This window comes from Arthrobacter sp. MSA 4-2 (assembly GCF_016405885.1).
Lineage (GTDB): Bacteria > Actinomycetota > Actinomycetes > Actinomycetales > Micrococcaceae > Arthrobacter_D.
Window position 1 is genome coordinate 103,508 of sequence record NZ_JAEKGC010000013.1, and the last position, 24,553, is coordinate 128,060.

Annotated in this window: 19 protein-coding genes; 14 read left to right on the forward strand and 5 right to left on the reverse strand. The window is 71.5% G+C overall.

Features of this window, described 5'->3' with window-relative positions; translation table 11 throughout:
• Nucleotides 1-38: 38 nt before the first annotated feature.
• Genes cydB through I6N91_RS14490 form a run of 3 tightly spaced genes read left to right on the forward strand, consistent with a single transcriptional unit; the run spans nucleotide 39 to nucleotide 5,726 of the window.
• A complete protein-coding gene (cydB, locus tag I6N91_RS14480) occupies nucleotides 39-1,061 on the forward strand; it encodes a cytochrome d ubiquinol oxidase subunit II (protein ID WP_198813742.1) in 1,023 nt (340 codons plus the stop codon).
• The gene (gene cydC / locus I6N91_RS14485) at nucleotides 1,058-4,756 is read left to right on the forward strand and encodes a thiol reductant ABC exporter subunit CydC (protein WP_198813744.1); all 3,699 of its coding nucleotides are present in this window, start codon (nucleotides 1,058-1,060) and stop codon (nucleotides 4,754-4,756) included. Before cydB ends, cydC begins: the two co-directional genes overlap by 4 nt.
• Complete coding sequence (locus tag I6N91_RS14490) at nucleotides 4,743-5,726, forward strand: GNAT family N-acetyltransferase (protein WP_233091876.1); 984 nt, start codon at nucleotides 4,743-4,745, stop codon at nucleotides 5,724-5,726. The genes cydC and I6N91_RS14490 overlap by 14 nt, the downstream gene beginning before the upstream one ends.
• Nucleotides 5,727-6,114: 388 nt before the next feature.
• On the opposite strand, the gene I6N91_RS14495 is transcribed toward I6N91_RS14490, so the two are convergent.
• A complete protein-coding gene (locus tag I6N91_RS14495) occupies nucleotides 6,115-8,631 on the reverse strand; it encodes a DNA topoisomerase (ATP-hydrolyzing) subunit A (RefSeq protein WP_198813746.1) in 2,517 nt (838 codons plus the stop codon).
• A gap of 97 nt (nucleotides 8,632-8,728) precedes the next feature.
• On the opposite strand from I6N91_RS14495, the gene I6N91_RS14500 reads away from it, so the two are divergent.
• The 4 genes from I6N91_RS14500 (at nucleotide 8,729) to I6N91_RS14515 (ending at nucleotide 14,155) form a co-directional block, all read left to right on the forward strand.
• Entirely contained in the window at nucleotides 8,729-11,458 is a 2,730-nt protein-coding gene (locus I6N91_RS14500) for a bifunctional GNAT family N-acetyltransferase/acetate--CoA ligase family protein (protein ID WP_198813748.1), read from the forward strand.
• A 64-nt stretch (nucleotides 11,459-11,522) separates the two neighbouring features.
• Entirely contained in the window at nucleotides 11,523-12,200 is a 678-nt protein-coding gene (locus I6N91_RS14505) for a DUF5998 family protein (protein ID WP_198813749.1), read from the forward strand.
• 7 nt (nucleotides 12,201-12,207) lie between these two features.
• Nucleotides 12,208-13,440: an alkaline phosphatase family protein gene (locus I6N91_RS14510; protein WP_198813750.1), complete on the forward strand. Its 1,233-nt coding sequence runs from the start codon at nucleotides 12,208-12,210 to the stop codon at nucleotides 13,438-13,440.
• On the forward strand, nucleotides 13,433-14,155 hold the full coding sequence (locus tag I6N91_RS14515) for a thymidine kinase (protein ID WP_198813751.1): 723 nt from the start codon (nucleotides 13,433-13,435) through the stop codon (nucleotides 14,153-14,155). The genes I6N91_RS14510 and I6N91_RS14515 overlap by 8 nt, the downstream gene beginning before the upstream one ends.
• A 161-nt stretch (nucleotides 14,156-14,316) precedes the next feature.
• Here I6N91_RS14515 and sepH read toward each other — a convergent pair whose 3' ends face one another.
• On the reverse strand, nucleotides 14,317-15,582 hold the full coding sequence (gene sepH / locus I6N91_RS14520; protein ID WP_198813752.1) for a septation protein SepH: 1,266 nt from the start codon (nucleotides 15,580-15,582) through the stop codon (nucleotides 14,317-14,319).
• 317 nt (nucleotides 15,583-15,899) lie between these two features.
• Between sepH and I6N91_RS14525 the strand changes: the two genes are divergently transcribed.
• Nucleotides 15,900-16,199, forward strand: coding sequence for a DUF4193 domain-containing protein (locus tag I6N91_RS14525; RefSeq protein ID WP_120169594.1), 300 nt, complete (start codon nucleotides 15,900-15,902; stop codon nucleotides 16,197-16,199).
• Nucleotides 16,200-16,205: 6 nt separating this feature from the next.
• Here the strand turns inward: I6N91_RS14525 and I6N91_RS14530 are convergent, their stop codons facing one another.
• The gene (locus I6N91_RS14530; RefSeq protein WP_198813753.1) at nucleotides 16,206-16,670 is read right to left on the reverse strand and encodes a DUF3093 domain-containing protein; all 465 of its coding nucleotides are present in this window, start codon (nucleotides 16,668-16,670) and stop codon (nucleotides 16,206-16,208) included.
• A 288-nt stretch (nucleotides 16,671-16,958) separates the two neighbouring features.
• On the opposite strand from I6N91_RS14530, the gene dut reads away from it, so the two are divergent.
• The 4 genes from dut to I6N91_RS14550 all read left to right on the forward strand — a co-directional run bounded on the left by dut (nucleotide 16,959) and on the right by I6N91_RS14550 (nucleotide 19,333).
• On the forward strand, nucleotides 16,959-17,453 hold the full coding sequence (gene dut, locus I6N91_RS14535) for a dUTP diphosphatase (protein WP_307843369.1): 495 nt from the start codon (nucleotides 16,959-16,961) through the stop codon (nucleotides 17,451-17,453).
• A 79-nt stretch (nucleotides 17,454-17,532) separates the two neighbouring features.
• Nucleotides 17,533-18,291: a DUF3710 domain-containing protein gene (locus I6N91_RS14540; RefSeq protein WP_198813754.1), complete on the forward strand. Its 759-nt coding sequence runs from the start codon at nucleotides 17,533-17,535 to the stop codon at nucleotides 18,289-18,291.
• A complete protein-coding gene (locus I6N91_RS14545; protein ID WP_198813755.1) occupies nucleotides 18,284-18,604 on the forward strand; it encodes a hypothetical protein in 321 nt (106 codons plus the stop codon). Before I6N91_RS14540 ends, I6N91_RS14545 begins: the two co-directional genes overlap by 8 nt.
• 189 nt (nucleotides 18,605-18,793) lie before the next feature.
• Nucleotides 18,794-19,333, forward strand: a complete 540-nt coding sequence (locus I6N91_RS14550; RefSeq protein WP_374058957.1) for a DUF3159 domain-containing protein — start codon at nucleotides 18,794-18,796, stop codon at nucleotides 19,331-19,333.
• A 99-nt stretch (nucleotides 19,334-19,432) separates the two neighbouring features.
• Here the strand turns inward: I6N91_RS14550 and I6N91_RS14555 are convergent, their stop codons facing one another.
• Together I6N91_RS14555 and I6N91_RS14560 are read right to left on the reverse strand one after the other, a co-directional pair.
• Nucleotides 19,433-20,122 (reverse strand): TrkA family potassium uptake protein, encoded by a 690-nt coding sequence (locus I6N91_RS14555; RefSeq protein WP_198813757.1) that lies wholly within the window; start codon nucleotides 20,120-20,122, stop codon nucleotides 19,433-19,435.
• Complete coding sequence (locus tag I6N91_RS14560; RefSeq protein ID WP_198813758.1) at nucleotides 20,119-20,793, reverse strand: TrkA family potassium uptake protein; 675 nt, start codon at nucleotides 20,791-20,793, stop codon at nucleotides 20,119-20,121. Before I6N91_RS14560 ends, I6N91_RS14555 begins: the two co-directional genes overlap by 4 nt.
• Nucleotides 20,794-20,997: 204 nt before the next feature.
• On the opposite strand from I6N91_RS14560, the gene I6N91_RS14565 reads away from it, so the two are divergent.
• Both I6N91_RS14565 and I6N91_RS14570 read left to right on the forward strand, forming a co-directional pair.
• Nucleotides 20,998-22,968, forward strand: a complete 1,971-nt coding sequence (locus tag I6N91_RS14565) for an APC family permease (protein ID WP_307843370.1) — start codon at nucleotides 20,998-21,000, stop codon at nucleotides 22,966-22,968.
• Between the two features lie 9 nt (nucleotides 22,969-22,977).
• Nucleotides 22,978-24,294, forward strand: coding sequence for a class I SAM-dependent RNA methyltransferase (locus I6N91_RS14570; RefSeq protein WP_198813760.1), 1,317 nt, complete (start codon nucleotides 22,978-22,980; stop codon nucleotides 24,292-24,294).
• The last annotated feature ends 259 nt before the right edge of the window (nucleotides 24,295-24,553 follow it).

Below are 24,553 nucleotides of genomic sequence, written 5' to 3' on the forward strand. Positions count from 1 at the left end.
CCGCTTCCCGCGGCCGACACAGAAAAAGGTACCCCCGCATGTCCGAGGCTCTTCCCACCCTCTGGTTCGTCCTCATCGCCGTCCTCTGGGCCGGCTACCTCTTCCTCGAAGGCTTCGACCTTGGGGTGGGCATGCTGATGAAGCTCGTCTACCGCACTGACTCCCAGCGCAGGGTGCTGCTGAACACCGTGGGGCCGGTGTGGGACGGCAACGAGGTGTGGCTGATCACCGCCATCGGCGCCACCTTCGCCGCGTTCCCCGCCTGGTACGCGTCCCTGCTGTCGTCGCTCTACCTGCCCTTCACCGCCGTCCTGCTCGGCCTGATCTTCCGGGCAGTGGCCTTCGAGTGGCGGGGCAAGGTCGACAGCCCCGCATGGCGGAACCGTTGGGACTGGGCCATCGCCCTGGGGTCCCTGACGGCCGCCGCCGGCATCGGCGCGGCGCTGGCCCTGACCACCACCGGCCTGCCGATCAACGCCAACGGCGACCGCGAGGGCGGCCCGTTCGCCTGGTTCAACGGCTACGCGCTGCTCGGCGCCGCGGCCGTGGTGCTCTTCTGCCTGGTCCACGCCGCCGCGTTCCTGGCGCTGAAGACGGAGGGCGGCGTGCGCGGCGCGGCGCTGCGGGTGGTGCGGCGGTGCCTGCCCTTCGCGCTGCTGCCGATGCTCGCCTGGGCGCTCACCGTGCAGGTCCGCGGCGGAACGATGCTCACCGCCCTGGCGCTGGTCTTTGCCGCCGGCTGCGCCGCCGCGTCCTGGCGCTCGGCGCGCGGGAACCGCGACGGCCGCGCCTTCGCGGCGCTGGGGGCGGCGATGGTGCTGATGATTGGCTCAATCTTCGCTGCTGCCTTCCCCGTGGTGCTTCCTTCGACCCTGGATCCGCTGTTCGACCTGACGGTGGACAGCGCGGCGTCCTCCCCGTACACGCTGGGCCTGATGAGCATTGTGGCGGCGTTCGGGCTGCCGCTCATCCTCGCCTACCAGGGCTGGACCTACTGGGTGTTCCGGCGCCGGATCTCCGAGCGGAGCATCCCTGCGGCCCACGCCGTGACCCCACTGTGAGCGCCCCCGGAGTGAACGCCACGGAACGACGCCGCAGGAGGGGGCCGGAGTCCCCGGCCGGTCCGGTCGGCTCGACGCCTGCGGTGTACCTGCTCGGAGTCCTCGCGGCGGCGAAGGCCGCCGGACTGGTGCTGGTGGCCTCGGCCCTTGCCGCTGGGATCGCCTCCCTCGCGGACGGTGGGCTCGAACCCGGACCGCTGCTGATCCAGGGTGCCGCCGGCGTCGTGCTGCGCACCCTGGCCGCCTGGGGGCAGGATGTCACCGCCGCGCGGCTTGTCGTCGGGGTGAAGGAACGGGTGCGGCACGCCGCCCTGGAACGCGTCGTCGGCGACGGCGGCAGCGCGGTCCTGCCGGCGGGTACCGGCGGAGAGGCCGGTTCCCGCGCCCCGGAAGCCGCCGGCACGGGTGCGCTGAGTGTGCTGCTGACCCGCGGCCTCGACGGGCTCGACAAGTACTACACCCAGTACCTGCCCGCGCTGGTCACCTGCGCCGTTGTCCCGCTGCTGGTGGGGGTGAGGATCCTCGCCGCGGACTGGATCAGCGCCGTGGTGATCCTGCTGACCGTCCCGCTGGTGCCGGTATTCATGATCCTGATCGGACTCCACACCGAGGAGCGCACCCGGGACGCCGCGTCCGCCCTCGCGCGGCTGTCGGACCACCTGGTGGAACTGGCCCGGGGTCTGCCGGTGCTCGTGGGCCTGGGCCGTGCGGCGCAGCAGACCCGGGCCCTGGCAGACATCGCCGACCGCTCCTCGGCGCGCACCATGGCCACACTGCGCACCGCGTTCCTGTCCTCCCTGGCCCTCGAACTCATCAGCACCATCTCGGTGGCGGTCGTGGCGGTCTTCGCCGGAGTGCGCCTGATCCACGGTGACCTCGGGCTGGAAACCGCTCTCCTCGCCCTCATGCTGGCCCCTGAGTGCTACACGCCCCTGCGCGAGGTGGGGGCCGCCCACCACGCCAGCGAGGACGGCAGGGAGGCCGGCGGGCGCGTCCGCGCCATCCTAGAGGCTCCGCGGCCCCGGCACGGGGCGCGGACGGACCGGGACGCCGTCGCGGTCTCCGACCTCACCGCACGCTTCGCGGGGGCCGGCGGCCCGCTGTTCGCCGGGCTCACCTTCAGCCTTGCCGAGGGGCGCATCACGGCACTGACCGGGCCGAGCGGCAGCGGCAAATCCACCCTGATGGCCCTGCTCGCGGGCACGGCCGCAGTGCCCGGGCTGAAAATCACGGGCACGTTGTCCGGTGCCGCCCCGGGCTCGGTGGCCTGGGTGCCCCAGCACCCGGAGTTCCTCTCCGACACCGTCGGGGAGGAACTCGCCCTGTACGCCGGGTTGGCCGCAGGCGACCCGGCGCTCGCCGACGGTCTCGCCGCGGTCGGCGGGCCGGAGCTGCTCGGCCGGCGGACCGGCGAACTGAGCCCCGGTGAGGCGCGCCGGGTCGCCGTTGCCCGTGCCCTGCTGCGCGCCCGGCACCAGCCCGGGGTGCGCCTGCTGCTGCTCGATGAACCGACTGCCCACGTCGATGCGGCCTCCACCGAAGCCATCCGCGGCGTCCTGCGCCGGCTCCGTGGAAGCCTCACGGTGCTGCTGATCGCGCACGACGAGCGAACCGCAGGGCTCGCCGATGCCACCGTCGTCCTCGGTGGGCCCGCCGCACTGGACGGCGTCCTTTCCGCGGCCGTACCCAACGGTGTGGCCGGGCCCGGTGCGCTGACCGCTGCCGTGGAAGCGGGCACCTCCGTGGAACTGGCCACTACCGCGCGGCCGGTTGAGTCCGCGCAGCAGGGCGGCACCCGGGCGGGCACGACGGCCGACGACGCCGGCTCCTCCGGCGCCGACCGTTCCGGCCGTCCCGTCTCCGTCTCCGACCCCGGGCCGTCCGCCGCCCCGGAGGTCCCCGCCGCGGGTCTGCGGGCGGTGCTGGCCCTGGTCCGGCCGTGGGAGCCGCGGTTCCTCGGCGCCGCCAGCCTCGGCCTGGGCTCCTCCCTGTTCGCCGTCGCCCTGACCGCCGTCTCCGGCTGGCTGATTGTGCGGGCGGCCGAGCAGCCGCCCATCCTGTACCTGCTCACGGCCATCGTGGGGGTGAGGTTCTTCGGCATCGGACGCTCCCTGCTGCGATACTGCGAACGGCTCGCCCTGCACCGGGCCGTCTTTGCCCGGGCCGACCGGGTGCGCCTGCGAGTGTGGGAGGGCCTGCTGCACCGGTCCGAAGCCTGGCGGACGCTCGCCCGCGGCTCCGGCGGCATCGAAAGCCTGGTGGGGGATGTCGACGAACTGCGCGACCTGACTCCCCGAGCGGTCCTGCCGCCCCTGACGGCGCTCCTGACCGGGGCCGCGGCGATCCTGACCACGGCCCTGCTGCTCCCTGCAGCGCTCGGCTGGCAGTTGGCGGTCACCGCCGCGGCGCTCGTGGCGGCGCCGGCCGCGGCGGTCGTGGCCGACCGGGCCGCCGGTGCCGCTAACGTGGTGCGGCGGGCCGAATCCCTGGAGCTCACCGCGCGGCTGCTGCGCGCAGCACCGGACCTTGCAGTGAACGACGCCGCCGGCCGGGCGCTGAGCCGCTGGAAGGCGTTGGACCACAGTGCCGCCCGGGGGCTGCGCCGGGTGGCGTGGGCGGCCGGCACCGGCCAGGGCCTCGTTGTGCTCGCCTGCACCGCCGGCGCGATCGGCGTGCTGACGGTGTCCGCTGGCGTTCCGGCCGAAACCGCGGCTGTCATCGCCCTGATGCAGCTCGCGCTGATCGAACCCTTCGGGGCCGGCGCCGCGGCCGTGCAGCACTGGGGGCCGCTGCGCGCCGTTGCCGTTCGGCTCCATCCGGTCCTCGCACCGGAACCCGACGGGCAGGACGGCCCTGCCCCTTCCGGAGCCCGGGCGCGGCGCTCCGGTGCGGAATCAGCGGCCCGCGGCCGCCGTCGTTCCACCGGAGTCCGCCTTGGAGCCGGCGCGCTGGACCCCGGGCAGCGCGCCGCCGCGGGACCCGCCGGACCCATCCGGTCTCTCGCCCTGCAGGACGCGGCGGTCGCGTACGGCCGTGGCGAACCGGTGGTCTCGGGCGTCTCGCTCACCCTGGAGCCGGGCCGCTGGACGGCGCTGACAGGGCCCTCGGGCAGCGGCAAGTCGACCCTGATCGGCGCCCTGCTGGGATTCCTGCCCCTGAGGTCTGGAAACCTCTTGGTGAACGGCAGCGGAGCAGCCCCCGGGGATTCGATACTGCGCCGGATCGCCTGGTGTCCCCAGGAGAGCCACCTGTTCAACTCGACGCTCCGGGCCAACCTGCAGCTCGCACGCAGTGACGGCACCCCCATCTCCGAGGCGGAGCTTATCCGGGTCCTGCACACCGTCGGCCTCGGCCCCTTCCTCGACGGGCTCGACGAGGGGCTGGACGCGCGGGTCGGTGCGGGCGGCACCCGGCTCAGCGGAGGACAGCGGCAGCGGCTCGCCGTCGCGCGGGCCCTCCTGACCGATGCCGACGTCCTGCTGCTCGACGAGCCCACCGCGCACCTCGACCCGGCCGGCGCCCGTGACCTCCTGCGCGACCTGCGCCTGGGGCTGACCGACAAGGCCGTGCTGCTCGTGACGCACGACGCCCACGAGGCGGAGCTGTGCGAGGAGGAGGTGCGGATCGGACGGCACGCCGGCCGGGATGTGTTCCCCGGCAGGGGTGACCTACGCTGGGCGTATGAGCCCGTCTGAGCCTTCCGCCCTGCCCGCTTCTCTCACCTGGCGCCCCATCACGGTGGAGGACGTCGACCAATGGCATGAGCTGATCCTGAGGATGGCAGCCGAGGACAAGCCCGACTGGATCGAGGACCGCGCCGACCTGGAGCAGGCGCTGGCGTCGTCAAAGAACGATCCGCGCGTAGACACCCTGCTCGGCCTCGACGCCGACGGGACCGCCCGCGCCTTCGGCCGGATCATGTTGAACCCTGATTCGGTGACGGCCCACAGCGCCGGCGGCGTCGACCCGGCGTGGCGGCGGCGCGGGATCGGGCGGGCGGTCTTCACCTGGCAGGAGCGCCGGGCACGGGAGCGCCTGGCCGGTGCCGGCGTCAAGGGCGGGGTGCTTCGGACGTACGTCGAGGAGCGGAACCCCTCCCATGTGGCGCTGCTCGCACTCAGCGGGAGCACCATCGTGCGGTACTTCACCGAGATGACCCGCCCCCTCTCGGAGCCGATCCCCGATCTCGCCTTGCCGGCGGAGCTTGACCTTGTGACCTTTCATGATGCGATTTCTGACGGCGTTCGACTCGCGCACAACGACGCCTTCGCGGACCACTGGGGAAGCGAGCCGCGCGACGAGGAAGCCTGGGGCTTCGTCACCGCCCATCCCGAGTTCCGGGCCGACTGGAGCCTGGCGCTAGTGGAGAAGCAGACAGGATCCGTGGCCGCCTACCAGATGGCCAGCTTCGATCCGGACTCCCGGGAGCTTCTCGGCCGGGCCGAGGGTTACACCGATCTGCTGGGGGTCCGCCGTGCCTGGCGGGGCCGTGGCCTGGCCCCGGCGCTGCTGGCGGAGGCCATGCGGCGCTTCCGTGCGGGAGGCATGGACAGCGCCGGCCTCGGTGTCGATACAGAGAACCCCTCGGGCGCCCTCGGCTTGTATGAGCGGATGGGGTACGTGCCCACGCAGCGCTCGTTGGCGTTCGACCTCACCATGACCTGACCGCCGTCGCTCACCCTGGCCTGCCCGCCGTCGGCTGGCCTGGCCTGACCACCGGGCGCAGGGCTCCCCACCGTGCCTTTTTGCGGCGGCCGGTGCGCCCAACCGCGACAGGCGCACCCGAAAACGACACGCGCGCCTGATATTTCCCGTTCGGCCGTCGCTTTCGGGTGCGCTGGTCGCGTTCTGGTTCGGTCGTCGCAGGTAGGTGTGCCCTTCACGCCACGGAGAGGTCGGTGAGGGCACCGCACCCGAAAGCGGTCCGCCTACCCGGAAACGACGAACGCACCCGGAATTTCGGGTGCGTTCGCCGCTTTGGAGTGCGCTCGTCGTTAACGGGTCCGCTGGTCGTTTCAGACGCGGCCCTGCCGCTGGCCGGCTCCCCGCCGGGCTATGCCGGAGCCGGAGCCGACCCGCCGTCCTCCGCCGCGGGCCAGGACAGTGCCGGACCGATGACGTCGATCTGCTGGGTCAGGGCGATTCCCGACCCGTCACGCCGGCCGTGCTCGGTCGGCAGGGCCCGGGCCACACCCGTGGAGGACGCCGCCTTCGCCGGTCCGTGCCCGGCCCACGCCAGCGCCAGGCCGTCCTCGCCGCTGAGGAAGCGGTGGGCCCGCACGCCGCCGGTTGACCGGCCCTTGGCGGGGTACTCGGCGAAATCGGTCACCTTCACCGACCCAGGGGAGGTTCCGGGGAGGGCGCCGCTTGAGGTGGCGACGGTGACGACGACGGCGGTCGGGTCCGCCGCAGCGACCACACTGAAGGACAGCACGGAGTCACCCGCGGCGAGCTTGATGCCGCTCATGCCTCCGGCGGTCCTGCCCTGCGGGCGCACCGCGGAGCCCGCGAAGCGAAGCAGCTGGGCCTGCCGGGTGAGAAAGACCAGCTGGTCGTCGTCCCCGGCGGGGGCGATGCCCACCACGGCGTCCTTCGGCTTCAGGGCGATAATCTCCCAGTCGTCCCGGTTCAGCGGGTACTCGGGGGTCACCCGCTTCACCACGCCCTGGGCCGTGCCGAGCGCCAGCACAGTGTTCAGCGGCGCCAGGCCTACGAGGGTCTCACCGCGCTCAAGGGTGATGAACTCCTTCGCGGGCACGCCGCCGGCAAGGTTGGGCACCCCGGCGCTGGGCGGAAGGGCCGGCATGTCCATGACCTGCAGGCGGATCATGCGTCCGCTCGAGGTGACCGCGGCGATCTCGGCCCGCGCCGTCGTGGGCACGATGGAGCGGAAGGCGTCGTGCTTGATCCGCTGCCCGTCAGTGAGCGGTTCACGGTCGGCGGTCCGCGCGATCTGGCCCGACGCCGATAGCACCGCCCAGACCGGGTCGTCGGAGATCTCCAGCGGCAGCACAGACTTGGCGCCCTTGCCCGCGGCCTCGGGGAGCGCCGAGCCCTTCAGGGGGGCCGCGGCCTCCGACTCCAGCAGCACGGTGCGCCGCGGGGTGGCGAACTTTTCGGAGATGGTGCCGAGCTCGTCGGAGACGAGGGTGCGCAGGAGCTCCTCGGAGCCCAGGATCCGCTCGAGTTCCTCGATCTCGCGGCGCAGCTGGTCCTGCTCCTTCTCCAGTTCGATGCGCGAGTACTTGGTGAGCTGGCGCAGCCGCAGCTCGAGGATGTGGTTCGCCTGGATCTCGGAGAGGTCGTAGATCGACATCAGGCGCTCCCGCGCGGCGGCGGCCTCGTCGGAGGACCGGATGATCTGGATGACCTCGTCGATGTCGACGATCGCGATCAGCAGGCCCTCGACCAGGTGCAGGCGGTCCTTCTTGCGGCCCAGCCGGTACGCGGTGCGCCGGCGGACCACGAGGATCCGGTGGTCGACGTACACCTGGAGGAGTTCGAGCAGACCCAGCGTGCGGGGCTGGCCGTCCACCAGGGCCACGTTGTTGATGCCGAAGGAATCCTCCATCGGGGTGTGCCGGTAGAGCTGGGCGAGGACGGCGTTGGGGTTGAAGCCGTTCTTCAGCTCGATGACCAGGCGCAGCCCGTGCATGCGGTCGGTCAGGTCGACGATGTCGGAGATGCCCTGGAGCTTCTTGGACGTCACCGCGTCCTTGATCCGCTCGATGACCTTCTCCGGGCCCACGGTGTAGGGCAGCTCGGTGACGACCAGGCCGGTGCGGCGGGCCGAGAGCTGCTCGATCTCCACCTTCGCCCGGGTCTTGAAGGAACCCCGCCCGGTGGCGTACGCATCGCGGACCCCGGCCAGGCCCACGATCTTGCCGCCGCTGGGCAGGTCGGGCCCGGGGATGAAGCGCATCACGTCGTCGAGCCCGGCGTCGGGGTGGGCGATCAGGTGGCGGGCCGCGGCGATGACCTCGCCGAGGTTGTGCGGGGCCATGTTGGTGGCCATGCCGACGGCGATGCCGCTGGCGCCGTTGACGAGCAGGTTCGGGAACGCCGCCGGCAGGACCTCCGGCTGCATCAGCTGGTTGTCGTAGTTCGGCACGAAGTCGACGACGTCCTCGTCGAGGTGGTCGGTGAGGCTCAGGGCCGGGGCGGCGAGCCGGGCCTCGGTGTACCGGGGGGCGGCGGGGCCGTCGTCGAGGGAGCCGAAGTTGCCGTGGCCGTCGATCAGGGGCAGGCGCAGGGAGAAGTCCTGGGCCATGCGGACCATCGCGTCGTAGATGGCGGCGTCGCCGTGCGGGTGCAGCTTGCCCATGACCTCCCCGACGACGCGGGCGGACTTCACGTGGCCGCGGTCGGGACGCAGGCCCATGTCGGTCATCATGTACAGGATGCGCCGCTGCACCGGCTTCAGGCCGTCGCGGGCGTCGGGGAGCGCGCGCGAGTAGATCACCGAATAGGCGTACTCGAGGAACGAGTCCTGCATTTCGGACTCGACATCGATGTCGATGATGTTCTCGGTGAAGTCTTCGGGCGGAGCTGTTTTTTGGCGCCTGGCCATAGCGGTGGGGGTTCCTCAACTTGGATCTGCGGGCATTTCGTTGGCGGGCCCGGACGCGCTACAGACGCGCGCCGACGTTGCCCACTACGCTGAGTCTATGGTGGCCGACGGACATTACCCCGAATATTGGGAAGCCGATGTCGTGCTGCGCGACGGCGGGACGGGCCATCTGCGGCCCATCGCGCCCTCGGATGCGGACGCCGTCCAGGCCTTCCACGGCCGGCAGTCGGAGAACTCGATCTATCTGAGGTTCTTCACCTACAAGGCCACGCTGAGCGCCAAGGAGCTCAAGCGCTTCACCGAGGTGGACCACCACGACCGGGTGGCGTTCGTCATCACCCGGGGCGCGGACATCATCGGGATCGGCCGCTACGACCGGCTGGACGACCCCACCGAGGCGGAGGTGGCGTTCAACGTTTCGGACGCCTACCAGGGCCGCGGGGTCGGCTCGATCCTGCTCGAACACCTCGCCGCGGCCGCCCGGGAGAACGGCATCCGGCGCTTCTCCGCCGAGGTGCTCCCGGAGAACCGCAAGATGATCACGGTTTTCGCCGAGGCCGGCTACGAGGTCGAGCGCCACTTCGACGACGGCGTCGTCGAGCTCCGGTTCGACATCGATGCGACGCGGAAGTCCCGGGCGGTGATGGAGGCACGGGAACACCGGGCGGAGGCCCGCAGCGTGGCGGGCCTGATGAGCCCCGCCTCGGTCGCGGTGATCGGCGCCAGCCGCCGGTGGGGCAGCGTCGGCCACGCCCTCCTTGGGCACATCACCGAGGGCGGGTTCGCCGGCACCGTGTACGCGGTGAACCCGGAGGCCTTCGAACTCGGGGGCGGGGTCTCCTACGCCTCGGTGCGCGAGGTCCCCGGCCCGGTGGACCTGGCCGTCATCGCCGTGCCGAAGGACCAGGTGGACCCGGTGGTGGATGAATGTGCCGCCGCCGGCGTCCGCGGCCTGCTGGTGGTCACCTCCGGGTACGCCGAGGACGGCGCGGAGGGCCTGGCCCGGCAGCGCGCCCTGGTGGCCCGGGCCCGGGCGCAGGGCATGCGCGTGGTGGGCCCGGCCTCGCTGGGGATCGTCAACACGGACCCCTCGGTGCGCCTGAACGCCTCGATGGCGCCGGCCCTGCCCCGGCGCGGGGGCCTCGCCCTGTTCAGCCAATCCGCCGGCCTCGGGGTGCTGCTGTACTCGGCCGCGGCCCGCCGCGGACTCGGGGTTTCCTCGATCATCTCCGCAGGCAATCGGGCCGACGTCTCCGGCAATGACGCCATGCAGTACTGGGAGGACGACGGCGCCACGTCGGCCGTGGCGCTCTACCTCGAGACGATCGGCAATCCGCGCAAGTTCTCCCGCATCGCCCGGCGGCTGGCGCAGACCAAGCCGGTGATCGTGGCAAAGTCACCCGTGACGGGCCTGCAGCTGCCGCCCGGGCACGCGGTGCGCACCACGCAGGCCCCGCCGGCCGCCCTCGACGCGATGCTGCGCCAGTCCGGGGTGATCCGGGTGGAAACCACCGAGCAGCTCATGGACGTCGCCTCGATCGTCGCCTCCCAGCCGCTGCCGGCCGGGCCCGGGATCGCCGTCTTCTCGAATTCCGCCGCCCTGGGCAAGGTGCTCGCCGACGCCGTGACCGCCCAGGGGATGACGGTGGCCGCCGTCGTGGCGGACCTGGACCTCGACGCGGGCCAGTCGGTCGCCCTGCCGTCCCTCGAGGCCGCTGTGGCCGGGGCGCTGGCGCGGGAGGACGTCCACGCGGCGATCATCACCACGCTTCCGGCCCGGGGCCTGCCCGCAGAGACCGTCTCCGCGGCCCTGCAGGCCTGCGGGGAGGCCGCCGGCAAGCCCGTGGTCGCCTCCTTCACCGGCGTGCTCGACCCGCAGCTGCAGCTCGACGGCCTCGTGGAGGCCTCCCCGGCGGACCCGGCGGTTCCGGCGGCGGATGAGGCACGGGCGGGAGCAGGGCTGCAGCGCGGGCTTCCGGCCTTCGCCAGCCCGGGGGCCGCGGTGGCGGCCCTCGGCGCCGTCGTCGCCTACACCCGCTGGCGCGCCCGGGACCACGGCGAGTACGCCGAGCTTCCCGGAACGGACGACGACGCGGCCGCCGAGCAGCTCGAGGGGATCCTCGGCCGGGTCAGCGGCGTCGGCCTGACGCGCCTGAGCGCCGAGGAGGGTGCGGTGCTCCTCGGCCACTACGGGATCGACGTGCTGCCCTCGGCCTCGTTCGACTCCGCCGACGAGGCCGTGAAGGCCGCCGACCAGCTCGGCTGGCCGGTGGCGCTGAAGACCACCGACGAGCACCTGAGACACCGCCTCGACCTGGGCGGGGTGCGCCTGGGCATCGAGGACGCCGAGGCGCTGCGGGCCAATATCGTCGCGATGGAGAAGGCGCTTGCCCCCTTCGGAAGCTTCGGCATGGAGGTGCAGTCGATGGCGCCTTCGGGGCAGGCGTGCACCCTGCGCGCGATCGAGGACCCGCTCCTGGGCCCGGTGCTGTCCTTCGGTCTGGCCGGGGACGCCGTGAACGTGCTCGACGACTGGGCCCACGGCGTTCCGCCCCTGACCACCGTCGATGTGGCCGACCTGGTCCGGGCACCGCGGGCGTCGCGGAAGCTGTTCGGCTACCAGGGCCTGCCCCCGGCCGACATCGCCGCCGTTGAGGACCTCGTGGCGAGGGTGGCCCTGCTCAAGGACAACCACCCCGAGATCGCCCTGCTCGAATTCAACCCCGTGTTGGTGGCCACCTCCGGCCTGGCGATCCTCAGCGCCACCATCGACGTCGGCAACCCGCGGCACCGCACCGACAGCGCCCGCCGGGCGATGAGGGACTGACCGGATGCACCCGCCGCCCACCGGCGGTTAGGCAGAGCGGACGCGGGTAGGGGAAACTGGGACCATGACCCTTTCGCTCTCCCCGCAGCGTCGTGACCTCGATTCCTCACTTGAGCGCGCGGGCTTCTACCCACGGCTGGTCGCCGACGTCGTCCACGATGCGCTCGACGGCCGGGAGCCGCTCTCCCATGTTGTGCACCTCGAGACCCATTTCGAGCGCACCGAGGTGCACCGCCACATCACCGTGCTCGTCCTCACCGAGGACATGCTGGTCATCACGCACGTCGACGACCAGCAGCTCGACGATGCCGGTGAGCAGGTCACCGCCCAGATCTCCACCGAATCCGTTCCCGTGAGCCAGATCCGCTCCGTCGTCCTCAGCTACCTCTACGCCCAGCCCCAGGATTACAAGCCCTCCGATCCGGCGCGGGAAATGACCCTCGCTATAGCCTGGTCCGGCGGGCAGCGCCTGGACATGGGCCCGGCCTCCTGCGGGGACCCGCAGTGCGACGCCGACCACGGCTACACCGGCACGATCGCCCAGGAGGACATCGTGCTGCGCGTCAGCGCCGAGGCCGACGGCGTCCAGGCGGTCCAGAACGCGAAGTCCTTCGCCCGCGCGCTGCGCAAGGTGAACACCGCCAGCCCCGTGGGAGGCGGCGCCGTGCTGACCTCCGACGGCGGAGGACGACGCCAGCCCGGCTTCGCCGGACGGTTCACCCGGGCCCCCCACGGGCGGTAGAGGGTCCGTGACGAGCCTCTCGACGCATCTCGAACCCCTGCCCGCACCGCCGGCCTACGGCGCCGGCACCGTCGGGGAAGTCCTGACCAGCGCCGCCGCGGCCCTCGGGCTCGGCGGGTTCGGCAACGCCCTCGGACTGCCGCCCGCCCGGCGGGTCTGCGTGGTGATGGTGGACGGTCTCGGGCTGTCCCTGCTGAAGAAGCGCGGAGGCCACGCCCCGTTCCTGCGCACGCACCTTGAGGGCGCCCGCACCCTCGGGTCGGCGTTCCCCTCGACCACCGCGGCCTCCCTGGCGAGCCTGGGCACCGGCCTGCCGCCGGGGCTGCACGGCATGGTCGGGTACGACGTGCTCGATCCCGCGCAGGACAAGGTGGTCAACATGCTCGGCAACTGGGACGACGGCGTCGACCCGGGGACCTGGCAGCCCCATCCCACGGTGTTCGAACGCGCCGCCCGCGACATTCCGGTCGTCACGGTCAGCCAGTCCCGCTTCGCCGATTCCCCGATGACCCGCGCGGCGCTGCGGGGCGGGAGCTTCCTCGGCGCGGGCACGCTGCAGGCACGGGTGCGTGGTGCCGCCGAGCAGCTCGCCAGCGCCGACACCATGCTCATGTACTTCTACCTCAACGACCTCGACAAGGCCGGCCACCGCCACGGCTGCGCCTCAACGGACTGGACGGACCGGCTTGAGGACCTCGACTCGGCCATGAAGTCCCTCGCCCGGCAGATGCCGGCGGACACCCTGCTGCTGCTGACCGCCGACCACGGGATGGTCGATGTCGCCGAGGGCCAGCGCTTCGACTACTCGGCCCGGCCCGCCCTCGTGGACGGGATCGCCCACACCGCCGGGGAGCCGCGGATGGTCCACCTCTACTTCGAACCCGGCCTGGACACCGCCGGCCGGGAGCGGCTGCGGTCGGCCTGGCAGGAGGCCTTCGGACGCCAGGCCTGGATCCTGACCCGGGGGGAGGCGGTGCAGTCCGGCCTGTTCGGGCCCACCGTCGATGCCTCGGTGCTCCCTCGGATCGGAGACCTGCTGGTGGCCGCGCGCGAGCCGATCGCCCTCTTCGACACCCGGCGCACCTCCGCATCCGCCCTCGAGGTGATCGGCCAGCACGGGTCAATGACGCGGGCCGAGCGCGAGGTGCCGCTGCTGACGCTGCGCCGGCCCGAACCCGCCCGGAAGGTCCCCGCACGGCGGGCGACGAAGCCCACCCCCGAAAGGCCGAACCATGGCTGAACTTCTGTTTTTCTGCGGCACGATGGACTCCGGAAAATCGACGCTTGCCCTGCAGATAGAGCACAACCACCGCGCCCGTGGCCGGAAGGGCGTGCTGTTCAGCTCCCACGACCGGGCCGGCGAGTCGATGATTTCAAGCCGTCTGGGGCTGCAGACCCGCGCCGTCGAGGTGCACCCAGACACCGACTTCTGGAGCGAGGTGACCGGACGGCTCACGCAGGGTGCGCGGGTGGACTACCTCATCTGCGACGAAGCGCAGTTCTACACCGCGGACCAGATCGATCAGCTGGCACGCATCGCCGACGACATGGACATCGACGTCTTCGCCTTCGGCATCACCTCGGATTTCAGGACGAGGCTCTTTCCTGGTTCCCAGCGGCTCGTGGAGCTTGCGGACCGCATCCAGGTACTCCAGGTCGAGGCCCTGTGCTGGTGTGGGAAGCGCGCCACCCATAACGCGCGCATCGTGGACGGCACCATGGTCGTCGAGGGGGACCAGATGGTTGTCGGCGACGTCGAGGCGGCGGCCGACCCCGATGCCGTGAGGCAAACGCCCCGGTCGGCCGGTGCGGCGGAGCCGGTCACCGAGTACGAGACGCTGTGCCGCAGGCACCACATGCGCCGGCAGACCTCGCGCGCCTCGAACGCGCTGGTGGGCAACGAACTGCCGCTGCCGTTCGAGCCGGCCCCGGAGGCGGAACCGGCAACGCTCTGAGGCGCCGGCGGGAATTCGGGGACCCGCAGGGCTTTGGGGAGCCGGGGGATCCTGGGAAACCGCTGGGCTCGCTAGGGAGCCCGGCGGGATCCTAGCGAAAAACCGGGTCGTGGGAACCCTTAGATCCTTCCCGCCCGCCGCGGCGCACGGGCCGCGTACAGCTAGTCGCCCTTGGTGCCGAAGACGATCTGGTCCCAGCTGGGCACGCTTGAGCGCTTGGGCTTGATGCGCCGGTCGGCCGGTTCCTCGGCCTTGGCCGCGGCACCGCCGTCCCTTCCTTTATCGCCGGACTGCTCCCGGCGGTCGCCCGGGCCTGCCTGGGCGGGCGTCCCGGAGGCGTCGGGAGTGTCTCTACCCCGGGACCCATCGGCAGGTGCGCCGTCCTCGTCGGCGGCGCGGACCGGAACGGCGAAAATGCTGATCTCGCGGGTCTCGGTGCTGACCCCATGGTAGAGCCGGGGCGAGCCGTCAGCGTGGAGGTCGGGGTCCTCTCCACTCTCCCGGGGCGCAGGAGCGAGGCTCAGTCCCGGGGGCAGTGAGCCGTCCTCGGCTTCGAATCCATCGCGTGGGTGCGCCGCGGGAATGCTTCCCCTGGTCAGCAGTTCGGCGAGGTTGTCATCGCTGTCCTCGTCGGCCCCGAGCCGCTGGCCGCGGCGCGAGCGCAGGACATCGAGGAGGCCGTCGGCGTCGTCGTGGGTCTCGACGGGGGGCTCCGCGGCCTTCTCGGCCTCGAAGTCGAAGACCCGGTCGGCGACGGCGCTGAGCCGGCGGTTGGGGAGCGGCCCGTCGAGCGGCTCGAGTTCGCTCAGCAGCTGCGCCCACCGGTTGGCGTTCACGACGGTCTTGCGGGAGGGGTTGAACGTCCACTGCGCGGGCGGTTCCTCGCCGACGTTCACGGCCGAGCTTTCGGGGAGGTCGAAGCGGGCCACCACCGTCCAGGCGCCGTCGGTGCGCCGCCAGGAGTCCCATTCGATGTTCGCGGCGTCGACCCCGTAGGCCTCGAGCCGGAACGCAACCATTTCACCGAGCTGGGCCGGGTTGTCGCCGAAGGCGGAGCGGTAACCGTCGTGGGAGGGAAGGGGCGCCGCCACCTCGACGCGCTGGGCGAGGTAGGCCATGTAGTCGCGCTCAGCGCGCACGGGGCCCTCGTACCTCAGGATGTGGGAGAGTTCGAGCCCCGACTCCTCGGCGATCCCCTGCGCCGTCGCGCCGCTGCGGATGCGGGCTTGGATGTCCCGCGGCGTCAGGTGGGTCGACGGGCCGGTCCGGCCGGTCGGGGAGGGCGGGGCGGCAGGAGCGACCCGCGTCGACTGCCGGGACGCTCCCGCTCGAAGGGCTTCGTCGATCGGCAGACGAAACGAGGCTCCTCCGTCGCCGCTTAACAGCAGATGATCGCCATCCACACCAACCAGGCGCAGCTCCTGCATTAAAATCCTCCAGCCGACAGTAATTACTAGTCGAAACTCTGCCACTGAATGCCCGTCATTCCTACTACACCCCGTGGTGTGGCGCGGTTTCTTGGGCTGCGGCAGCCAGGCGGCCGACGGCAGCCGCCCGGCCCGGCGGGCACTCCGGCCGACACGGTGCGCGCCCCCGCCGACACGGCGGGCGCCGGGCAGCGGCACCGGGACCGCCCCAATGAGGCAGAATGCACTGGTAAAAGTCCCACACACCGGGGCCGGGCCAGGGCTTTCCGGACCGGCCCAGCTGCTGCCCCCGAAGACCGGAGCGTGAAGGAACCACCATGGCGACCGACTACGACGCGTCGAGCACCACCGATGAAGTAACAGCCGCCGAGCCAATCGAGGAACTGCGCACCACGGCCGCCGCCGTGCAGTCGCCGGTGGTCGACGAGGATGAGACCGAGGCTGCCGATTCCTTCGAACTGCCCGGGGCCGACCTCTCACATGAGGAACTGACCGTTCAGATCCTGCCCGCGCAGGCCGACGAGTTCACCTGTTCCTCATGCTTTCTGGTCCGCCACCGCTCCCAGATCGCGCGCGAGAAGAACGGGCTGCTGTTCTGCAGCGAGTGCGAAGGCTGAGCCGGCTCAGCCTTCGAGGGCCGCAGTGAACTGCTTGGGCCTGCGGGTGGACGCGAGCCAGTACGGGGTGCGGTCCTCGGGGTCGGTGACTTCGATCCGGACCACGGGGGAGATCCAGCCCCGGATGCAGAGGTAGGCCAGGCCGTTGAGGGCGGTACCGCGCTGCTCGGTCGCCTCGTCGCCGGTGTAGGCCGATACCGCGCCCAGGTAGCGGCGCTCGATCGTCGCCCGGCCGACCGTGAGGGTCGTGGGCGTGACCAGGATCCGCGGGGTGGAAAGGACAAGCAGGATCACCAGGACCAGCGCGATCACCGCTGCCGCCGCGAACCCGATGAACACATCGATGGGGGCAAAGGTCACGATGGACGCCGCGGCGGCACCCAGCACCAGCAGCCAGACCCAGGGTGATGGCCACAGCCGCTCGGAATAGATGACGGTGTCCTCCACGGACCCTTCTGCGGCTTTCGACATGCTCTAACACTTACACCTTTTGCCGAGAGGTTTCATCCCGGCGGCGGGCCTCCACCCAGCGCCCGAGGCGCTAAAGTGGTGTGCTGGGGCAGCAGCAGCGGTGGAAGATCAGCCCGGGGATGGCGGCCCGCCCTGCCCGCCGCGGAGTCCACCCGCGGCACCCCCGCGAAGACCACCGCAGCGACAGAAACACCATCAGTTCAGGTTCACCGAACGTCCAAGTTCAGCGAACGTCCCACCGCTGCCGGCGCTGCCGGCACCGGTGCACACCAGAGGTTGGAGAAGCCCGTGCCAGACCCGCAGCAGGACCTGCAGGTGCAGATCGTGATGCTCGACGACGCCCTCGAACCGCCCGCCTACGCCCAGCCGGGGGACGCCGGCGCGGACCTGCGCAGCCGCATCGACGTATCGCTCGCGCCGGGGGAGCGCCGGCTGGTTCCCACCGGGGTGTCCATCGCCCTGCCCGCCGGCTACGCAGGCTTCGTCCACCCCCGCTCCGGCCTGGCGGCCAGACACGGGCTGTCCGTCGTCAATGCCCCCGGCACCATCGATGCCGGCTACCGCGGTGAGGTCCAGGTCATCCTGCTGAACACCGACCGCTCCGCAACAGTGCACCTGGCGCGCGGCGACCGGGTGGCGCAGCTCGTGATCCAGCGGGTCGAGCAGGCGACCTTCGTACAGGTCCAGGAACTGCCCGAATCGGTGCGCGGCGCAAACGGCTTCGGCTCCACCGGTGGCTTCACCCCCGTGCCGGAGGCGCACAACCCCGCCACCGGCGGCTGAGCCGCCCCCACAACAGACCGGGCGCTTCGCCGTCCGGAACCGAACACCACGTCGACAGATCGAGGAGAGGAACCCACAAATGGTTTTTGGGCGCCTGAAGAAGAAGAAGCAGGACGACGGCTCGGCGGAGCCCCAGGGCACCGATGCCGCGGACACCGGCGGAACCGAGGCGGAAGCCGCCGAGACGCAGGAGCCGGCGGAGGCGACCCCCGAGGCACAGCGGCGTGAACTCGGTCCCTTCGATTCGGCCGAGAAGGACTCAACCGAGGGCTACATCGATCTCGGGGCGCTGAAGATCGGTGCCGCCGAAGGACTCCAGCTGCGCCTCGAGGTGGAGGAGCGCACCAAGCGGGTCATCGCCGTCACCCTCGACCTCGGCGGCTCGACCCTGCAGCTCCAGGCCTTCGCCGCACCCCGCTCCGAAGGCGTCTGGGACGAGATCCGCCAGCAGATCGGCCTCTCCGTGGGATCCCAGGGCGGCACGGTGCAGGAACGGCAGGGCACCTTCGGCACCGAACTGATCGCCCAGCTGCCCGCCCCGCTGCCCGACGGAACCTCCGGCGTCCGCGTGGCCCGGTTCGTGGGCGTGGACGGCCCGCGCTGGTTCCTGCGCGGCGTCTTCGGCGGACCGGCGGCGCTCAACGCGGCCGCGGCCGCGCCGGTGGAGGCCCTCTTCCGCAACGTCGTCGTCGTCCGCGGGGACCACCCGCTTCCCCCGCGCGAGCTCCTGCCGCTGCGCCTGCCCAAGGATGCGTCCCCCACCCCGAACCCCGCGACGCCGGCCCGTCCCGGGCTCACCGCGCCCCAGCGCGGCCCCGAGATCACCGAGATTGGCTGACACCGGCCGGTCCCTGCCCCCGGCGGGCGGGGCCGCCCGCGGAGCCCGCGGGCGGCTGCACGGGCGCGGGCTGATCGACTCCGTCACCTACCAGCCGAAGAACGCGCCACCGCGTTTCTCCGCCATCGTGAGGGTCGACGCCGGACCCCTGCCCGGGACGCGGGTACGCCTTGTATGGATGGGTCAGCGTGAAGTGCGCGGCATCGAAGCCGGCGTCGAACTGGCCTTCGAAGGCATGGCGAGCCAGGTCGAGGGCATGCTGACCGTGTACAACCCGCGCTATGAAATTATTGGACGGCCCGAGGAGCCCTGAGTGAACCAGAACCCGAAGCAGAACCAGCACGGCGACGCCCAGGACCGTCCGCGGCCCGAGGACCTCGCGTCCCAGTACGCGGCGCGGGCGGGCGTGAAGCGAACGGCCCACGGCAGCATCGACGTCCTCTCCTCCGTGGGCGGGGTGCAGGGGCTCTCCGAGAGCATCGTGCCGGGACTGGTGTTCACCGTGCTGTTCACCATCACGCGGGACCTGATGGTGTCCCTGGTGGCCGCCCTCGCCGCCGCCGCGGTCTTCTCGGTGATCCGGCTGGTCTCCCGCCGGCCCCTCACCCAGGCCCTCTCGGGGCTCATCGGCGTGGCGTTCTGCGCCATCGTCGCGCTGCGGACCGGCAACGCCGAAGATTTCTTCCTGCCAGGCTTCTATATCAACGCCGCGTACATCGCCGCCATGGCCCTCTCCATCGCCGTGCGCTGGCCGATCGCGGGCGTCCTGTTCGGCTTTATCCGCTCCGAGGGCACCGAATGGCGGAAGGATCCCCTGCGCGTGAGGGCCTACTCGCTGGCGACGTGGATCATCATCTCCGTGCTCGCGCTGCGCCTGGCCGTCCAGCTGCCGCTCTACCTGGCCGGTAATGTGGCCGCCCTCGGGACGCTGCGCGTCGCGATGGGGCTGCCGCTGTACGCGCTGGGGCTGTGGCTGGCGTGGCTGGTGTCCCGGCCGACCGCACCCACAACCCCCGCCCCACAGCCCGGCGCCGCCCGCTAGGCGGGGCAGGCCCGCGGCCCGCTACCCCCGCCCGAAAGCCCGGGCGCCCTGTGCGGGGAGGCGGCCCGGACGCCGGGCGTCGGGAGCCGGGGCCGCCCGTCAGGCCGGGGTCGAGTCCGCCTCCGGCCGGCTGCGTGCCGCCAGGGCGCTCCGCAGGTCGTTCTCCGCCGCCACCGCCGCCAGGAAGAACAGTTCGTCGCCTTCCTCCACGGTGTCGTCAGGGCTCGGCGTGACGGGCACGTCGTCGCGCAGGATCGCCACCACCGCACAGTCGAGGGGGAGCGCGACCGAGCTCAGGGGCTGCCCGACCAGGGGGGAATCCTGGGGCACCGTGAACTCGAGGATCGAGGAGACCCCGGTCTGCAGCGTGAGCAGGCGCACCAGGTCGCCGATCTCCACCGCCTCCTCGACGAGCGCGGTCATCAGGCGCGGCGTGTTCACCGCGACATCGACGCCCCACGAGTCGTCGAACATCCAGTCGTTTTTCGGGTTGTTCACCCGGCCCACGGTGCGGCCCACACCGAATTCGCTCTTGGCCAGCAGCGACACTACGAGGTTGACCTTGTCGTCCCCGGTGGCGGAGACGACGACGTCGGCCTCGTCGAGCCGTGCGTCCTTGAGGGTCGTCAGCTCGCAGGCGTCCCCGATGAGCCATTTGGCGCCCTTGAGTCCGCTGCGCCCGATCACCTCGGGCTTTTCGTCGATCAGGAGGATCTCGTGGTTGTTCGACAGCAGCTCGCGCGCGATCGAGGACCCGACGCTCCCTGCTCCGGCAATGACAACTCTCATTCGGCATTCTCCTTGGGTGGACCTGCGAGAATCCGCCCTATTTCATCGGTCGCGGTTGTCTTCATCATGGCGTGCACGATGTCGCCCTGCTGGTAGCTGGTCTCACCCGTGGGCAGCATCCCCTCGCCGAACCGCGTCAGGTACGCGATGCGCACCCCGCCGGCGGCCTCGATGTCCTTGAGCGGACGGCCCAGCCAGGCGTCGTTGAGTGAGAGTTCTCCCAGGATCAGGCGCCCCGAGGTTTCGCGGTAGTCCCCGTCGATGCTCTGCTCCGGCAGGATCCGCCGCAGCACCTGGTCGGCGCTCCAGCGGACGGCGGCCACCGTGGGGATGCCGAGCCGCTGGTAGATCTCGGCCCGGCCCGGATCGTAGATGCGGGCCACCACGTGGCGGACGTGGAAGGTCTCCCGGGCCACCCGGGTCGCCAGGATGTTCGAGTTGTCTCCGCTGGAGACGGCCGCGAAGGCGTAGGCGTTCTCGATGTCGGCGTGCTTGAGGGTGTCCCGGTCGAACCCGACCCCGGTGACCTTCCGGCCGCCGAAGGAGGACCGCAGGCGCCGAAACGCCCGGTCGTCCTGGTCGATGATGGCCACGCTGTGGCCCGACTCGTCGAGGGTGTGGGCGAGGCTGACCCCCACCCTGCCGCATCCCATGATCACAAAATGAGCCATCGAGGGCACCCCTGTCTCCTGCTGCGCCCGGTGGCATTCCGGGCTGCTTACCGGCTCAATCCGGTCGGTGTCCGGTCGTCGTCCGGAGGCGCTCGGCGGCCGGTGCTGGGCGGCGGCTTGCACAGCCGCAGACCGCAGCGCCGGCTGCCGTAGGTCTCCAGCCTAATGGCTTCGGCGGGGCATAAACGCGCTAGTCTGGGGGCCGTGCTGACTTTTTTCGGGGCCGCCAAGCGGGTGCTGGTGGGCAAGCCTTTCCGCAGTGACAGGCGCAGGCGCCAGACCCTGCCCCAGCGGTGGGCCATGCCCACGTTCTCAGCCAACGCGTTGTCCTCGGTGGCCTACGCTCCCGATGAGATCATCCTGACGCTGGCCCTCGCCGGCGTGGCAGCCGTCGTGCTCGCCCCCTGGGTGGGCCTCGCCGTGATCGCCGTCCTGCTTGTGGTCATCGCCTCCTACCGCCAGGCCCTGCGCGCCTATCCCACCGGTGGAGGCGACTACGAGATCGCCCGCCGGAACTTCGGCGGGCAGGCCGGTGCCCTGGTCGCCTCGGCCCTGATGGTCGATTACGTGCTGACCGTGGCGGTGTCGGTGTCCGCGGCAGCCCAGTACGCCGTCGAGCTCGCACCCGGTGCGGCGCCGATGCGCACCGGCATCGCCGTCGCCGGGGTGGCCGGGCTCGTCCTGCTGAACCTGCGCGGCGTGACGCGCGGGGCACGCCTCACCGGCCTTCCCACCTACCTGTTCACCGCGGTGGTGCTCGGAATGTGCGCCGTGGGCGTGTTCCAGAGCGCCGCCGGGACCCTCCGCGACGCCCCGAGCGCGGGCTTTGAAATCGTGCCCGACGCCGCCTTCGACGCCGGGCTGGTGGGACTTGGGGGCGCGCTGCTGATCCTGCGCGCGTTCTCCGCCGGCGCAGCGGCGCTGACCGGCATCGAGGCCCCGGCCGCCAACGTGCCCAGCTTCGAGGCGCCCCGGGCACGCAATGCCGCCACCACCCTGGTGGTCCTGGCGGCCGTGGCGTCCCTGATGATGGCCGGGGTGATCTACCTGGCCAACGCCGCGAAGGTCCGCGTGGTGCTTGACCCCGCGAACCAGCTGCTCGTCGACGGCCGCCCGGTGGGGGAGGACTACCTCCAGAGTCCGGTGCTCAGCCAGCTGGCGGCGGCGGTCTTTAACGATGCGACCCTCCCGTTCTTCCTCGTCGTGGGCGCCACCGTCCTTGTGCTCCTGCTGGCCGGGCACGCCGCCTTCAACGGGTTCCCCCTGCTCGCCTCCCGGCTCGCCGGCGACGGCTACCTGCCGCGGCAGCTGAGGACCCGCGGTGACCGGCTGACCTACAGCAACGGCATCCTCGCGCTGGGCCTCGGCGCGGCCGCCCTGATCCTGCTCTTCGGCGCCGACGTCACCCAGCTCGTCCAGCTCTACATCGTCGGGGTGTTCGTCTCCTTCACCGCCAGCCAGCTCGGGCTGATCACCCACTGGACCCGCGAGCTGCGCAGCACCGCCGACCGGCAGGCCCGGTGGCGGATGCGCAAGTCCCGGGCGATCAACACCGCCGGGTTCATCCTGACCGCGGCGGTGCTCGTGGTGATCCTCGTGACCAAGTTCGAGTACGGCGCCTGGATCGCGGTCCTCGCCATGGCGGTGCTCTTCGCGATCATGCGCAGCATCAAGAGCCACTACGACAGTGTGGCGTCCGAGCTGGCCATCGACGACGCCGACAACCTGCGCGCCCTGCCGGCCCGCGTCCACGCCGTCCTGCTCGTTTCGCACGTGCGCAAGCCGGTGCTGCGGGCGCTCGCCTTCGCCCGCGCGTCGCGGCCCTCGCGGCTCGAGGCCATCATCGTCGATGTGGACGCCGAGCAGACCCGGCGTACGCTTGAGGACTGGGAAAGGCTGGAGCTGCCCGTTCCGATCACCGTGCTCGCCGCACCGTACCGGGACACCATCACGCCGATCCTCGACTACATCGCCACCATCCGCAGCGAGTCGCCCCGCGACCTGATCGTGGTGTACATCCCCGAGTACGTGGTGGGGAAGTGGTGGGAGCAGCTCGTGCACAACCAGACAGCCCTGCGCATCAAGGCCCGCCTCCACTTCGTCCCCGGAGTGATGGTGGCCAGCGTCCCCTGGCAGCTGGCATCCGCCAAGGCCGACCATGAAACCAAGATCTGAAGTGAGCAAGTGACACACGAATCGACAGTCGTCGAGCTGACCATCGAGCGCCCGGCCCACGGCGGGCACACCGTCGCCCGGTATGAAGGGCGGGTCGTGTTCGTGCGGCACGCCCTACAGGGGGAGAGGGTGCGGGTCCGCCTCACCGAGCAGGAGCCGGACGCGAGCTTCTGGCGCGGTGACACGGTGGAGGTCCTCGAGGCCTCACCCCACCGGGTGACCCACCCGTGGCCGCAGGCCGACGCGCTCGCCGCTGCCGCGCAGGGCGCCGCGCCGGTTGGGGGAGCCGAATTCGGCCACATCCGGCTCGAGGAGCAGCGCCGGGTCAAGGCGCAGATCTTTGCCGAGCAGCTGACCCGGATCGCCCGCACCGAGCGGGACGTCACCGTCGAGGCCGCGCCCGGGGAAACCCCCGACGGGCTGGGCTGGCGCACCCGGGCGGCCTTCGCCGTCACCGGCAACGGACGCCTTGCCATGCACGTGCACCGCTCGGACGCGCTCGTTCCGGTCACGGACATGCCGCTGGCCGTCGACGCAGTGAACTCCCTGCGGCTGTGGGACCTGGACTTTTCGGGGATGCAGCGGGTCGATGTCGCCGTCGGGTCCGGCGGCGGGGATCCCCTCGTGCTGCTCATCCCCGCCGAGGGCACTGCGCCGCGCCGGGCCGGGGCCATCGCGGCCCAGATTTCGGGGGCGTCGGTGGCGGTCCTCGACGCCGTGACCGGCGACGTGCACCGGATCAAGGGCCGGACCTGGCTGCAGGAGCAGGTCGGTCCGCACCCCTACCGCGTCACCGGGGCCGGGTTCTGGCAGATCCACCGCAAGGGGCCCGAGGTCCTGACCGGCGCCGTGCTTGAGGGGCTGCAGGTCGCCGAGGGCGAGCACGCCGCGGACCTCTACGCCGGGGCCGGACTGTTCACCGTGCCGCTCGCCTCCGCTGTCGGCCCCAAGGGGTCGGTGCTGTCCGTCGAAGGTTCGGCCGGCACCAGCCGGGACGCCCGCCGCAACCTCCACGGCCAGGACCAGGTGAGCATCGTCCAGGGCCGCGTGGACAGAGTGCTTAACTCCCACGACCGCCCGCTCGACGTCGTGCTCCTCGACCCGCCGCGGGCCGGAGCCGGCAAAAAGGTCGTCGGCCAGATTCTGGACGCCGCGCCGCAGCGGGTCGGCTACGTTTCCTGCGACCCCGCCTCCTTCGCCCGCGACCTCGGCCTCTTCCAGGCCCGCGGGTGGACCCTCGACACGCTGCGGGTCTTCGACCTGTACCCGCACACGCACCACATGGAATCCTTCGCACTGCTTTCCCCGCCACGGGGTGCGGCGTGAGCACCCGCGGCTAGAATCTGAGGCATCGGTTCGGACGCGGACCCCGCCCCGGACTCCTCCAGCGGTGGAAGGACTCGGCCATGGGCGCTGCCAACAGCTTTGGTTCAAGGGGTGTGCTGGAGGTTTCCGGTACGTCGTATGAGATTTTCCGGTTGGGGGCGGTGGAGGGGGCGGAGAAGCTGCCGTTCAGCCTGAAGGTGCTGTTGGAGAATCTGCTGCGGACCGAGGACGGGGCGAATATCACCGCCGATCATGTGCG

Coding starts and splice junctions, on each gene's coding strand:
- cydB (WP_198813742.1), top strand. CDS start 39: ATGTCCGAGGCTCTTCCCACCCTCTGGTTCGTCCTCATCGCCGTCCTC.
- I6N91_RS14505 (WP_198813749.1), top strand. CDS start 11,523: ATGACCCTTTCGCTCTCCCCGCAGCGTCGTGACCTCGATTCCTCACTT.
- I6N91_RS14555 (WP_198813757.1), bottom strand. CDS start 20,122: ATGAGAGTTGTCATTGCCGGAGCAGGGAGCGTCGGGTCCTCGATCGCG.
- I6N91_RS14490 (WP_233091876.1), top strand. CDS start 4,743: ATGAGCCCGTCTGAGCCTTCCGCCCTGCCCGCTTCTCTCACCTGGCGC.
- I6N91_RS14560 (WP_198813758.1), bottom strand. CDS start 20,793: ATGGCTCATTTTGTGATCATGGGATGCGGCAGGGTGGGGGTCAGCCTC.
- I6N91_RS14500 (WP_198813748.1), top strand. CDS start 8,729: ATGGTGGCCGACGGACATTACCCCGAATATTGGGAAGCCGATGTCGTG.
- I6N91_RS14530 (WP_198813753.1), bottom strand. CDS start 16,670: ATGTCGAAAGCCGCAGAAGGGTCCGTGGAGGACACCGTCATCTATTCC.
- I6N91_RS14540 (WP_198813754.1), top strand. CDS start 17,533: ATGGTTTTTGGGCGCCTGAAGAAGAAGAAGCAGGACGACGGCTCGGCG.
- I6N91_RS14515 (WP_198813751.1), top strand. CDS start 13,433: ATGGCTGAACTTCTGTTTTTCTGCGGCACGATGGACTCCGGAAAATCG.
- sepH (WP_198813752.1), bottom strand. CDS start 15,582: ATGCAGGAGCTGCGCCTGGTTGGTGTGGATGGCGATCATCTGCTGTTA.
- I6N91_RS14525 (WP_120169594.1), top strand. CDS start 15,900: ATGGCGACCGACTACGACGCGTCGAGCACCACCGATGAAGTAACAGCC.
- I6N91_RS14495 (WP_198813746.1), bottom strand. CDS start 8,631: ATGGCCAGGCGCCAAAAAACAGCTCCGCCCGAAGACTTCACCGAGAAC.